The following is a 13,155-nucleotide window of genomic DNA, read 5'->3' on the forward strand; positions in this document are numbered from 1 at the left end:
TTTGCATTTTAGAGATATAATTATTTTGAATATAGAAGAGGTTTTGAATACATGAACAGAAACAATAAAAATTTAAATGCTTTAAGAATTTTAGGTATTGAAGCAATTAATAAGGCTAATTCAGGTCACCCTGGAATAGTTTTAGGAGCAAGTCCAATAGTTTATACTCTTTTTACTAAATTAATGAACTTAAACCCAAAAAATCCAACTTGATTCAATAGAGATAGATTTGTATTAAGTGCAGGTCACGGAAGTGCGTTATTATATAGTGCATTACACTTATCTGGTTTTGATCTACCAATGGAAGAAATGAAAAAATTTAGACAATTAAACTCATTAACTCCAGGACACCCAGAATTTGGACACACACAAGGAGTTGAAGCAACAACAGGACCTTTAGGTCAAGGTTTTGCTATGGGTGTTGGTATGGCTCTTGCTGAAAGTCATTTAGCAGGTCAATATAACACTGAAAACTACGAAGTTGTAAACCACTTTACATACGTTTTGTGTGGAGATGGTGATTTACAAGAAGGTGTATGTCAAGAATCAATAAGTTTTGCTGGAAGATATAAACTAAATAAATTGATTGTTTTACATGATTCAAATGACATTCAACTTGATGCACCTGTAGAGGTTGCTCAAGCAGAAGATATTCAAGCAAAATTCAAAGCAGCTGGTTGAAATACTTTAAAAGTTGAAAATGGTGAAGATTTAAATGAAATTGAAAAAGCTATTTTATTTGCTCAAAATAGTGATAAACCAACTTATATTGAAGTAAAAACAGTTATTGGAATTGGTGCAACAAACCAAGGAACTACAAAAGTTCATGGAGCACCTTTAGGTGGAGATATTTCAACAGTTAAAGAATATTTTAATTGAAATGAAGAAGAATTCACAATACCAAGTGATGTATATAATTTTTGAAACGTTAATGTTGCAAATAGAGGATTTGCAACAAATGATCAATGAGATAGAATGTTTGAACTTTACAAAAAAGAAAATCCTCAATTAGCTGAACAATTGTTAAAATCAATTAATAAAGAATGAAATATTGATTTAAAAGACTTAGAAACACTTAATAAAGGAACAGAACAAGCCACTAGAGTAAGTAGTGGAGAGGTTTTCAACTTATTAAGCAAAAACATACCAGCTATAATTGGTGGAAGTGCTGACTTATGTGAGTCTACAAAAATCAAAGGTGCAGATGGAAATTATGATTTTGATAACACTAGCGGAAGAAATATTATGTATGGTGTTAGAGAATTTGCAATGAGTGCAATAAACAATGGTATTGCACTACACGGTGGATTATTACCAGTTGGATCAGGATTCTTTGTGTTTGCTGATTACTTAAAACCAGCTTTAAGAATGAGTTCAATTATGAATATTCAAACACTAAGTGTATTTACTCACGATTCAGTTGCAGTTGGTGAAGATGGACCAACTCACCAACCAATAGAACAACTTGCAATGTTAAGAAGTATACCGAACATGAGTGTTTTTAGACCTTGTGATATGGCAGAAACAATAGCAAGTTACTACAACGCTTTAAATGATAAAAATAATCCAAGCGTTATTATAGCAACACGTCAAAATTTAAAAGAATTAAATCATTCAAAAGATATTGTTGAAGAAGTTAAAAAGGGAGCTTATATATTAAGTGAGACAAAAGATGCAAACATTACTTTAATAGCAACAGGTAGCGAAGTTTCTCTTGCACTTGATGTTAAAGAAGAACTTGAAAATAAAGGACAAAAAGTTAATGTTGTTTCAATGCCTAATATGAATAAATTCTTAAAACAATCAAAAGAATATCAAGATTCAATAATCAATAGAAAAACTTTAAGATTTTCAATTGAATTAGGTTCAACTTATGGATGACATAGATTCTTAGGTGATGATGGTAAAGCATATGGACTAGATACTTTTGGTTATTCAGCACCAGCAGATCATGTTATAAAAGAAATTAAATTCACAAGTGATGAAATTTCAAAAGACATATTATCTACATTAAAATAATTTTAAAAATATGATAATATTAAAAAAGTAATCGTTAAAAGGAGAAAAAAATATGATAGCTTGATGAGGAGCATTATTAATAGCAATAGGGGCAGCGATTGTTGGAGGGATAATTGGTTTTATAATAACAAGAAAAGTTATTCAAAAACAATTAAGAGATAACCCACCAATTAACGAAAACCAAATTAGAGCTATGTATAGAAGTATGGGTAGAAAACCTACTGAAGCAGATATCAAAAAAACAATGAATGCTGTTAAAAGAGGAAAATAATACCGATGGATAAAAAAATATTTTAATTCAATAAAAATATTTTTTTTTTTTTTTTTGGAAAAATTAATATATAATCATTTAGGAATTTAACAAAGCCAAAGAAATACAGAAAAAAAAAAAAAAAACAGGACGGTGGACAAAAATGATACAGGTTTTCACTTGTAATGACTTTAAAAGAGTTAATGCATTCTTAATGCATAATGAAGATAAAAAAGCTATATTATTCGATACAGGATATTTAGCATATAAAGATATAATTGATTTTGTTGAAAAAAATAATATTCAAATTACAGATATCTTTATAACACATGGACATTTCCCTCATTTTTATGGAATAAATGAGATATGTAAAAATCAAAATAATCCTAACGTTTTTATTGGAAAAGAAGACTTATTAAATTTATTTGATTCTTCAAAAAACCTTAGTGAATTATTCGAAGGAGTAGGTAGCTATATAGCAGAACCTATAAAAAATTTAAAAGTAATTTCAGAAGAAACTACTTTAGATTTAAATGGATACAAAGTAAATATTTACAGAAAGAATTCTCATACAGAAGGATCTTTAATATTCGAAATACCTGAAAAGAAATTTATCTTTACAGGTGACTTTATTCTTAAAGATGAAAGTTATCTAGTTGACGGAATTATGCAATTAGATGATGAAAACGAAAAAAATGCAAAAGAAATATTCAATTGAATTATTTCTGCATTTGATAAAAACTATAGTGTATTCACAGGACATTATGATTACGGATTCGAAATCAGAAATATTCTTGAAGACAAAGAGGCAAAATTACTAAGAAAGTATATTGAAAAAGATTAGATATGTTTATGTCCTTTATTAAGGACATTTTATTTTTAATATATTAAAAGCACCAATTAATTGGTGCTTTTTTATTATTTAGTTTCTTCAACTTTTTTAGTTGTTTTTTTAGCAGCTGGTTTTTTAGCTGTAGTTGCTTTTGCAACTTTTTGTGTTTTTGCAATATTAGCTTTAGCTTCTTTTTTAATTCTTGATTTTCTTTCACTTAAGAAAGCAGGTTCGCTTCCACTTAATAAACGTTGAATGTTTTGTCAGTGTCTTGCTAATAATATAATCATTGAAATTGTTGTAACAATGTTAATGATTAAGAAGCTGTCAAATACTGGAGCACTGTTATTTCATAAATGCATTTCATTATATCAAACAGCTGTAAATTTACCACTATCATATAAAGGACCAAATGCACTACCATCTATATCAAAAGTACTTAAACCAGATATTTGAGGTACTCACATTAATACTGCAGTTAGTATTGCTGCAAATATTGAACCAATACTTACTTTTCTTGAGATAAGAACAAGAGATAATCAAGTTCCAAACATTACAATTCCCATTAATCAGTTAATTGTAAACATTAATCCCATAAAACAACTAACTGCTTTACCACCTTTAAATTTATAATAAACTGGTCAACAGTGACCAATTAAAGCAAATAAACCAGGAATAATTAATATAGTGTTTCTAAATATAACATGAGGAATTTGGCTAATAGCTACTGCTATTAAAATAGCCATTATTATTTTAAGAGCATCCAGTATCATAATACCTACTCCTCATTTTTTACCAATAATCCTACTTGCGTTTGTTGCTCCTGCATTTTTGCTTCCTTGATCTCTAACATCTTTGTTGGTTTTCAATTTAACTATTGTTATCGAGAAAGAAAAACTTCCTACTAAATAAGCAATAACAGAAGCAATGGCCGTTCCGGCCGCTATTTGTCATCCCATAATATAAATACTCCTTTTTAGGTTTAAAACACATAAATAATCATACTATAAACTTATGGCAATATGCAAGAAAATAGGTTAAAATAAATAAATAGCAACACCAAAAAGAGTAGGTAAAATGGGGGTTTTTGTAAATGAAGTTGGTTGAAAAAATAAATTTAAAAAAAATAATATTTAATTTATATAAAAAGGACTTGAGTGGTTTAATAGCGAATAATGATTTTAAACTAAACGATGATCAGAAAAATGAATTAATTGCATTGGGTCAAACAGATGATTGTAAGACTTTGTTTGAAGGAATTAATAATTTTTTTGAAAAGAATATTGAAAGCGATCCTTTAGAATTAAGTTTAATGCTTACATTAATATTACAAAGATATAATTATTTCTACAAAACAGAATTGCAATGAAGAGATTATTGTAAGAAGTTTGAAAATATAGTTGAAAAAAACCCAGGAGATTTCTTTTTAAGTTATATAAGTGATTTTTTTGATCAACAAATAGATTTATATAATAATAGTTACTCAGATATTGTTGAAGATTTTAATATTTATAAATGAAATGAAAAATTTTCAAATGACATTAACTTGTTAATAAAAAACATTAGAATATTTAATAACTTTCAAGAAAAATTATTAAATTGTGAAAAGATGGTTTTCTTTTTACAAGATACAAAAAATATTTATTCTAGTTTGGAATCAGTTGGATTAGAAAATGAAAAACAACAATTTTTAGCTCATACAAATGAATTAAAAATAATATTTCAATCATTAGATCACTTAGTAAATGAAATATTAAAACAAATAATTGCTGTTTAAGAGGTAAAAGATATGTTTGAAAAATATTTGAATATGAATAAAGAAGAATTACAAAATTCTTTAGACAAAATTGAAAAAAACTACAAAGAACTATTAAATGAAGAGAAGAAAATTGATAAAAAAGTTAGAAAAAACCTTTGACTATGATATTTCTTTCCTTTCTTTGGTCTTTTTATTTATCAAATCCATTTGAAAAAGAGAAAACAAAATGATGAAAATTATTTTGTTATAAAAGACAAAAAACAAGATCTAATATACATAGAATTAGAAATGCAATTTTTAAAATCTAAAATAGAAAAAATGTAAGATTGCAAAAGCAATCTTTTTTTATTCTCAAACACAAGAGCTCTTAAAAAAGACTATAAAATATGATAAAATACTTAAAAGGACTTGAAAATATGAAAAAAAATATATTTGATTTAAACGAAAACTTAGAATACTCAATGGATTATGTTTACTACAACCAAGGATTAACATCATGTAATCACTTAACAATAGCACAAGACTCTAGAGATGATAGATTTAAATGTACTAAATGTTTTATTGTGTTTTCATTCCAAAATAATAAACAAGTATTAAATTTTAAAAGTAGAATAGTTCAACACTTTAACTTCGAAAAAGCAGAAATTGCTTTAAGAAGAGAAATTAGAAGACAAAAACTTGGAGAAGAAGATGAAGAATAATACATTAGCTTTTTTTTATAATAATTTAACTATGATAATGATGAATCTTGAAGATTCAGTAGGGTTAATTGCTGATTTTGAAAATTGAAGCAAAAAAGAAGATAAGCAAATAGAAGAATTAAAAAAAATATCTAAAGAAAATAACTTAAAATCAACTTTATTTGTAGTTACTTCAAGAGAAATGAATTATGGACTTTGAAACACAGATAATATAACTAAAAAAGCTCAAGAAAATGAAATAGACTATGTAATTTTTTACAGCACAAATTCAATGATGGATCATATGCAAGATTCTGACCTATACAGCAACATTGCAAACTTTTTAAGTATTAAAAAAATGATAGTTTCAAATAATTATATTGATAATAACTATTCAAGATTAAAAACTGACTTTATTAAAGAAAATTGATTACATAACGCAATTATTTTAGAAACTAACGAAACAAAAGACTTAAATGATAACTTGAATTTACTTATAGAAAGTAAATTCAAAGAATTTAAAGAATTAAATAACCTAAATTATATTTTTGATGCAAGAGTAAGTGAAGGTAAAAAACTTGGAAGAACAATAGGTTTTCCAACAATAAACTTAATAACAGAAGAGAGATTACCTTTAACTGATGGTGTATATGCTTGTGAAGTTTATATCGATCATTTAAAAGAAAGCTTTTTAGGAGCTGGATGTTATTGAAAGAACGAACTTAATCAGGATGTGTTTGAAATATTCTTAATAGATTTTGATCAAGAAATCTATGGTTGAAAAGTAAGTGTTACTTTAATAGAAAAATTAAGAGAAAACGTTAAAGTTGATGGTTTAGATAAATTAAAAGAACTATTGGCAAATGATGTTGAAAATACAAAGAAACATAAAAAATAATTTTAAACAGAGTTAATGAAAATTAACTCTGTTTTTTTATGCTAAAATACAAATGAAATGAAAAGAGCAAGATAATATGGAAAAACCAAAATTTTACTTAGGAAGTCATGTTGGAATGAATTCTGCAAATAATTATTTAATAGGAAGTGCACAAGAAGCAATTAATAACGGAGCAAATACATTAATGTTCTTTACTGGAGCTCCCCAAAATACAAGAAGAACAGAAACAAGTAAGTTAAACATAAATGAGTTTAAAACTTTACTTATTGATAATAATATTGATATTAATAAAGTAATTTGTCACGGCCCTTATACAATAAACTTAGCAAATACAGTTAAACCAGAAACTTATGAGCTTGGAGTAAGACTTTTAAAAGAAGAATTATTAAGACTAGAAGAAATAGGGGTTCACACAGTTGTTTTACATCCAGGAGCAGCTGTTGGAGCACCTAGAGAATTAGCTTTACAAAGTATTGCAAAAGGTTTAAATGAGGTTTATAAAGAATTGCCAAATACACCAGTTAGAGTTGCTTTAGAAACAATGTCAGGAAAAGGAACTGAAGTTTGTATAACTTTTGAAGAAATTAAAACAGTATTAGATTTAGTTGAAGCAAAAGATAAAGTAGGGGTTTGTTTTGATACTTGTCATATGCATGATGCTGGATATGATGTTAAAAACAACTTTGATAAAGTGGTTGAAGAATTTGATAGAGTAGTTGGTTTAGATAAATTAATGGCAATTCATTTAAATGATAGTAAAAACCCAATTTCAAACCATAAAGATCGTCACGAAAACATCGGTTATGGTTATATTGGATTTGAAGCTCTTGCAAACGTTGTTCACAACCCATTATTTAAAGATTTACCAATAGTCTTAGAAACTCCGTGAATCGATGGAAAAGTAAGTCCTTATAAAGTAGAGATCGAAATGATTAAAAATAATAAGTTTACCAATTCTTTTAAAGAAAAAGAAATAATATAAAAAAACTGCTAATTAGCAGTTTTTTTAGTTTCTATTATATAAATCCAATCTCAATCTAAGAACTTTATCTAAAACTCTAGTACTTTTATCTATTTCTTTAATTTCATCTTTATATGTTGCTTGTAAATAGTTATCATTTGTAGCTATTAACATTGCACACAAAGTTAAAAACTCAACTCATATAACTTGATTTTCACTGTATTGTTCCATTTCATTAAGATCAATATCTGAATCACTTAAAATTGTTTCTAGTTTAAACTTATATTTTTTAATACAAATAGAATCAAACAATTCAATTATCTTTTGATCTGAATAAATCGAATTAAAATTGACCAAAACCTTTAAACATAGATCATTTATTTCCTTATTTGTAAGTTCTGGTCTTTGGTTATCACCTAATAAGTGAAATAAGGTCTTCATATTTACATTATCATCAAAAAAATCATCTTTCATAGGTAAATTTCTCCTCACTTTAATAATATATTAATGTAAAATAATAAAGAATTAAGGTGAAAAGATGAAAAAATTACTTACAATTTTAACTGGACTTTCAGTTACTATTACTCCAGCAACTCAAATAGTGAGTTGTAAAATATCAATAGATAATACTTATAGACAACCAAGTGATATAGAAAAGTTTTGAAATCATAAAGGAAATAAAACTTTAAGTGTTGATTTTAGCTCTGATACAGAAAAACCAAGTGAACCTGAGTTTAAATACGAATTAAGTAAATTAATAGCAAATAACTTTAGTAATCAAAATGAAATTGACAATAACAGTATAAACAACATCCTTGGTTTAAAACCATGAGAAAAAGAAAAACAAGCAGTCAATATAGATTTTAAGTATTTCAAAACTAAAAATTCCGCTTCAGAATTAAAAACTTTTGATAATTTAATGGATTATATTAAAGGAATATCTAAAGATAGTGTTGAGATTTTCTTTCAATATAAATTAAAAAATGAAGAAAATTATAATAATGAATTTTTAAGTCTAAAAATAACTAAAGTACCAACTATTGGCGAAAATGTTTATAACAATAAAGTATTTGAAAACAAAATATCTGAGAACGAACAATTTATAATACAAAATTATTATCTTATACCTTTTGGGAAAGAATTCAATGAACAAACAATGAAAGACAAACCAACAGAGACAATATCTTTAATAGATGCTTTACTTGAATCAATAGAAGACGTTACAAAAATACACTTAACAAATAGCTTAAAGTGAGTTGAAAATGAAAATCCTAACACAAAGGATGAAAGACCTTATAGTTGAGAAACTTTAACACCAGCTAAATCATTATATTTATACATGATGAAAAGCGAAAAAGATGTTAAATCAGCTTTTGAACAGTTTGTAAATGCACTAATGATACAAAGTCACTACCCATCAAATCCCGGTAAAGAATTCGATGAAACAGTTGAATTTCTAAGTTGATTAGGTTTGGCTGGTCGTTCATTCTTAGTTAACAAATAGATCTTATAAAATTAAATAATTAGAAAAGGCGAAAAAGAAATGGAACAAAATATTAGCAAATTAAAAAATAGAAGAAGAAAAACGATTCAAATCTTATATCGTCTTTTTTTATTGGAAGAAAACATTAACAAAGTTAAACAAGAAGTTTTAGACGGTTTTCAATTAGAAACTTTTGAAGAGGAATTAAATAATTATATTTTTGATGTTTTAGATAATTCATCAGAATATAAAGAAGCAATTTCTGAATTATTACCAGAAACATGAAATTGATCAAGATTACCTAGAGTAATTCAAGCAATTTTAATTAATGCAGTTTATGAAATCAATAAAGAAATAACACCAAAAGCTGTTGTTATAAATGAAAGTATAGAACTTACAAGAGAATACTTACCAAGTTTTGAAACAGCTTTTGTAAATGGAATATTAGATAACATTAAATAAAAAGAAAAGGAATTAAAAATATGAGCATAGCAAATTTTACAAATTTTAAAAGTGAATTAAAAGAACATTTACAGTCATTAAAAAGCGAAATCAAGGTTTTAATTTATAAAGAATTTAGAAACTATATTTTTAAAAACAAATTAAATTCACACCAAGATTTTCCAAAAAGTTTTTTAACAAAAGCTTTTTGTGAACTTGCAACATATTGCTATTTGCAAAATTTTAATGCCAAACTTTTTAATTCAAAAAACTACAGTTTAATAAAAGATTATCTAAAAAATTCAGAAGAACAATTTATAAATACAGATTTTAAAAATGTTGTTTTAGTTAGTGCAACAAAACTTTCAAAAGATGATCAAGAATTAAATAAATTCATTAAAAATTTAAGTGATAATTTAAAAGTAAATGTTTTTATCAGAAATTTAGATTGATATAACAATGAACATTTTTTAAGAGAAGTTAAATTAGATAAAAAAGTAAGTGAGTATCAAGAAGAATTAATTAAAATGATAAAAACTTATGACAAAGAATTATTTGATTTAATTTCTGAAAATAAATTTAAATCTACAAGATTAAGTTTCAAAGAAGATTGAAGTTCGTTTTTAGAAAAAAAAGTTTCATATAGTTTAGAAAAATTTATTTTTACACCGATTAATTATGATGAGGATAACTATGATAAAAAAATGAAAAAGTTATCTGATTTAGTTACTAGCAGCACAATTTTTGTTTTTATAAACAATGTTGATGTTGAAGCTAAATATAAGACAACACTATTGAATGATTTAAATTTCTTTTCAGAAATAATTAAATATGACAGTCCAATTTTTACAATTGACAATAATGATTTCTTTAGTTTATTAAATCCATTAGCCTTAAATAATTTTAAAAACTTTAGTGACTTAACAAACTTTTTAACTAACAAACCAGTTGGAAGTGATTCAAAATCACTAACTGTAGATGATTCAAAATCTTCTGATACATTAAACTGATATTGAAATAAAATATTAGATGAAAATGAAAATAAAGAAGAAATTGAAAACATACTTGGTAATGAAAAGAAAGAAGAGGATCTTGAAAAAACAGTTACTTTCAATGATCACTCAAACTTAGATGAAATTTTAAAAGAACATGATTCACATGAACTTACATCTGACTTTACAGATATTCTTTCAGAAATAACTAGAGAACACAATCTTTTAAGTCCTGAAAAAACAAAAAAGGCAAGCAAGGAATTTTTAAGGTTTATTAATTTATTTGATAAAGAGATTAATAACGTTGAGTTATCAACAAATGATTATGATAAAAATAAATATTTATACTTTAGAGATGCGATTAATCAAAAAAATGTTGAAGAAGTTATGGATTTTTTATCTAACAAGATTGACGACTTAACAGAAATTTTACAAAATAAAAAAATGTCAAAGCAAGATGCTATGAATTATTATACTTTGTACATAAAAATAAAAAGTTGTCTTAACGAAATTGAATTCTTAAGAATTAAATAATTTAAATTAAAAATATGAGGTGATAAATATGACAGAAATGATTTTTAAAATTACTGACTTTGCAGATATATTAAAAGAATATGTTGAAGACTCAAATGCTTTTAAAAATGTTAATGTAAAAGGAGAAGTTGCAAACTTAACTCACAACAAAAGTGGTCATATTTATTTTTCACTTAAAGATAATCAAGCTAAAATAGATTGTGCTATTTGAAAAACTAATGCACATAAATTTACTGATCTAAACATAAAAGAGGGGACCGAAATAATTGGGAAGGGTTCCCTTTCTTACTATAAGCCAACAGGTAAATTAACTTTTACAATTTATGATGTAAGAGTTGATGGAGTAGGAGAACTTGCATCACTTTATGACAAACGTTTTAAAGAACTACAGGAAAAAGGTTGGTTCTTGGATGAATTTAAAAAATCTATTCCAAAGTTCCCCAAGAATATTGGAATAGTAACTGCAGCAACAGGTGATGCCGTAAGAGATTTAATCACAACAATTAAAAGAAGATATCCACCCGTAAATATATTTTTGTTTCCTTCATTAGTTCAAGGTGATGGTGCTGCAAAAGATATTGCAAAAAAAATTAAACAAGCTAATAACTTCGAAACCAAAATAGACACTTTAATAGTTGGAAGAGGTGGAGGAAGTTATGAAGACCTTTGATCATTTAATGAGTTAGAAGTTCTTGAAGCAATAAGAGAAAGTAATATACCAATCATAAGTGGTGTTGGTCATGAACCAGATATTACTTTAGCAGATTATGTTTCTGACTTTAGAGCTTCAACACCAACTGCAGCTGGGGAAAAATCAACTCCCGATTACGAAAGTGTTCTTCAAGCGCTTTCGTCTAAGAATCAAGAATTTGCAAAAGTTTTAAATAACAAAATTGAAAAGATACATTTAGAATTTGATAATATTTCTACAAGATTAAACTCAAGTGTTACAAATAAATTGCAAAATTTAAAAAACAGTTTTGAAAACATTTCAAATAACTTTACTTCAATCATTACAAATAAAATAAATTTCATTAACAGTAATTTTGAAAACAAATTACAAACTTGAAAAAGAATTTTGTTAAATAAATTAGATAAAAATGTTAATGAATTAAAAGTGTTTGAAGAAAAAATAGAATTACAAAGTCCATTCTTACCTTTAGAAAAAGGTTATTCAATTTTAAAACAAGATGATCAGATTATAAGATCTAAAAATGACATAAGTGAAAATAAATTAGTTACTGCTATTTTAAAAGATGGTGAAGTAAACATGAAATTAGAAAAAGGAAGTGAATAATATGAGCGCAAAAAAATTTAATGAACTGTTAGACGAAATAAAAAACATTTCAAATAAATTAAATGATTCATCAACTTCAATGGAAGATTCAATTGAATTATTTAAAAAAGGAACAGAAATGATTAAAGAAGCAAAAGAACAATTAACTAATCTTGAAGGAGAAGTTAAAAAAGTTCTTGACAATAACGAAACAACAAACTTTTAATAAAAAAATGGAATTTAATATTCCATTTTTTTATGCTTTTGCAATTTTATTTGCATCTTCATCTATTATTAAATTAAAGTAGGGATGTAAAGTTAATAAGCTAGAGGGCACAATTTCTGTTACAGGTCCATTTAAAATTTGATCTATAACTTCAGCTTTGCTTTCTCCATTAGCTATCATAATTATATTTCTTGTTGCCATTATTTCTCTAGGACCCATTGTTACAAATTCATCATTGAATTTAGTTTCATCTAATTTAGGAACACTTATATTTCCTTCTAAATCTTTAATTTTGATAACCCTTGTTGAGTCTCCAAATTTTGTAACTCCAGACATGTTTCCACAGAAATGTCCATCAATACCAATTCCTAAAAGAACTAAATCTAATCCTCCGTCTTTTTCTAATTGTAAAATATGTTCTTTTCAATTCAAAAAATTCATTCTATGAATGTTTTCTTCTTTTATGTTTCCAGGTATATAGAATATTTTTTCTAAATCTTCTATTGTTATTCCTTTTTCTAAATTATTTCTATAAGGCACTTCATCAAAGTTATAAAAATGAACTTTAGAAATTGATTTGATATCTTTTAATTTTTCAACTAACAGTTTGTAAAACAATAAGGGGCTTTTACCTCCAGTTATAGCTACATTAATTCTTTCTTTATCACTATTACTTTCAATTATTTCTATGAATAGTGAAAGTGCTTTTTCTGTCATTTCTTCATAGTTTTTTGTTTTTATTAATCTCATATAAACATTTCCTTTCTGTTCATAATGATTTTATTACTCCAAATAGCTCATTTA

16 protein-coding genes are annotated in these 13,155 nt (G+C 25.8%); 13 read left to right on the plus strand and 3 right to left on the minus strand.

The annotated features are described in order from the left end of the window. Window positions 1-51 precede the first annotated feature (51 nt). The 3 genes from tkt (at window position 52) to AACL10_RS02510 (ending at window position 3,113) form a co-directional block, all read left to right on the plus strand. The gene (tkt, locus tag AACL10_RS02500) at window positions 52-2,019 is read left to right on the plus strand and encodes a transketolase (protein ID WP_338984273.1); all 1,968 of its coding nucleotides are present in this window, start codon (window positions 52-54) and stop codon (window positions 2,017-2,019) included. 52 nt (window positions 2,020-2,071) lie between these two features. Beyond that, window positions 2,072-2,290, plus strand: a complete 219-nt coding sequence (locus AACL10_RS02505; RefSeq protein WP_338984274.1) for a YneF family protein — start codon at window positions 2,072-2,074, stop codon at window positions 2,288-2,290. A gap of 142 nt (window positions 2,291-2,432) precedes the next feature. Further along, a complete protein-coding gene (locus AACL10_RS02510) occupies window positions 2,433-3,113 on the plus strand; it encodes an MBL fold metallo-hydrolase (RefSeq protein ID WP_338984275.1) in 681 nt (226 codons plus the stop codon). Between the two features lie 74 nt (window positions 3,114-3,187). Here AACL10_RS02510 and plsY read toward each other — a convergent pair whose 3' ends face one another. Continuing rightward, a complete protein-coding gene (gene plsY, locus AACL10_RS02515) occupies window positions 3,188-4,060 on the minus strand; it encodes a glycerol-3-phosphate 1-O-acyltransferase PlsY (RefSeq protein WP_338984276.1) in 873 nt (290 codons plus the stop codon). Window positions 4,061-4,194: 134 nt separating this feature from the next. Between plsY and AACL10_RS02520 the strand changes: the two genes are divergently transcribed. The 5 genes from AACL10_RS02520 to AACL10_RS02540 all read left to right on the plus strand — a co-directional run bounded on the left by AACL10_RS02520 (window position 4,195) and on the right by AACL10_RS02540 (window position 7,420). Next, window positions 4,195-4,878, plus strand: a complete 684-nt coding sequence (locus AACL10_RS02520; RefSeq protein WP_338984277.1) for a hypothetical protein — start codon at window positions 4,195-4,197, stop codon at window positions 4,876-4,878. A 12-nt stretch (window positions 4,879-4,890) separates the two neighbouring features. Next, window positions 4,891-5,184, plus strand: coding sequence for a hypothetical protein (locus tag AACL10_RS02525; RefSeq protein ID WP_338984278.1), 294 nt, complete (start codon window positions 4,891-4,893; stop codon window positions 5,182-5,184). A 62-nt stretch (window positions 5,185-5,246) separates the two neighbouring features. After that, window positions 5,247-5,561, plus strand: a complete 315-nt coding sequence (locus AACL10_RS02530; protein ID WP_338984279.1) for a hypothetical protein — start codon at window positions 5,247-5,249, stop codon at window positions 5,559-5,561. Further along, the gene (locus AACL10_RS02535; protein WP_338984280.1) at window positions 5,551-6,438 is read left to right on the plus strand and encodes a riboflavin kinase; all 888 of its coding nucleotides are present in this window, start codon (window positions 5,551-5,553) and stop codon (window positions 6,436-6,438) included. Before AACL10_RS02530 ends, AACL10_RS02535 begins: the two co-directional genes overlap by 11 nt. A gap of 76 nt (window positions 6,439-6,514) precedes the next feature. Then, complete coding sequence (locus AACL10_RS02540) at window positions 6,515-7,420, plus strand: deoxyribonuclease IV (RefSeq protein WP_338984282.1); 906 nt, start codon at window positions 6,515-6,517, stop codon at window positions 7,418-7,420. A 24-nt stretch (window positions 7,421-7,444) separates the two neighbouring features. On the opposite strand, the gene AACL10_RS02545 is transcribed toward AACL10_RS02540, so the two are convergent. Then, window positions 7,445-7,873, minus strand: a complete 429-nt coding sequence (locus AACL10_RS02545) for a hypothetical protein (RefSeq protein ID WP_338984283.1) — start codon at window positions 7,871-7,873, stop codon at window positions 7,445-7,447. Between the two features lie 64 nt (window positions 7,874-7,937). On the opposite strand from AACL10_RS02545, the gene AACL10_RS02550 reads away from it, so the two are divergent. Genes AACL10_RS02550 through xseB form a run of 5 tightly spaced genes read left to right on the plus strand, consistent with a single transcriptional unit; the run spans window position 7,938 to window position 12,351 of the window. Beyond that, a complete protein-coding gene (locus tag AACL10_RS02550; RefSeq protein WP_338984284.1) occupies window positions 7,938-8,903 on the plus strand; it encodes a lipoprotein in 966 nt (321 codons plus the stop codon). A gap of 39 nt (window positions 8,904-8,942) precedes the next feature. Further along, window positions 8,943-9,344, plus strand: coding sequence for a transcription antitermination factor NusB (nusB, locus tag AACL10_RS02555; protein ID WP_338984285.1), 402 nt, complete (start codon window positions 8,943-8,945; stop codon window positions 9,342-9,344). Window positions 9,345-9,364: 20 nt separating this feature from the next. Beyond that, window positions 9,365-10,849: a hypothetical protein gene (locus AACL10_RS02560; protein ID WP_338984286.1), complete on the plus strand. Its 1,485-nt coding sequence runs from the start codon at window positions 9,365-9,367 to the stop codon at window positions 10,847-10,849. Window positions 10,850-10,877: 28 nt separating this feature from the next. After that, window positions 10,878-12,146 (plus strand): exodeoxyribonuclease VII large subunit, encoded by a 1,269-nt coding sequence (xseA, locus tag AACL10_RS02565; protein ID WP_338984288.1) that lies wholly within the window; start codon window positions 10,878-10,880, stop codon window positions 12,144-12,146. A gap of 1 nt (window position 12,147) precedes the next feature. Beyond that, window positions 12,148-12,351 (plus strand): exodeoxyribonuclease VII small subunit, encoded by a 204-nt coding sequence (gene xseB, locus AACL10_RS02570; RefSeq protein WP_338984290.1) that lies wholly within the window; start codon window positions 12,148-12,150, stop codon window positions 12,349-12,351. A 30-nt stretch (window positions 12,352-12,381) separates the two neighbouring features. Here xseB and AACL10_RS02575 read toward each other — a convergent pair whose 3' ends face one another. Then, complete coding sequence (locus AACL10_RS02575; protein ID WP_338984291.1) at window positions 12,382-13,101, minus strand: glucosamine-6-phosphate deaminase; 720 nt, start codon at window positions 13,099-13,101, stop codon at window positions 12,382-12,384. Window positions 13,102-13,155: the final 54 nt, after the last annotated feature.

This window comes from Spiroplasma endosymbiont of Diplazon laetatorius, assembly GCF_964019625.1.
Classification (GTDB): Bacteria; Bacillota_I; Bacilli_A; order Mycoplasmatales; family Mycoplasmataceae; genus Spiroplasma_A.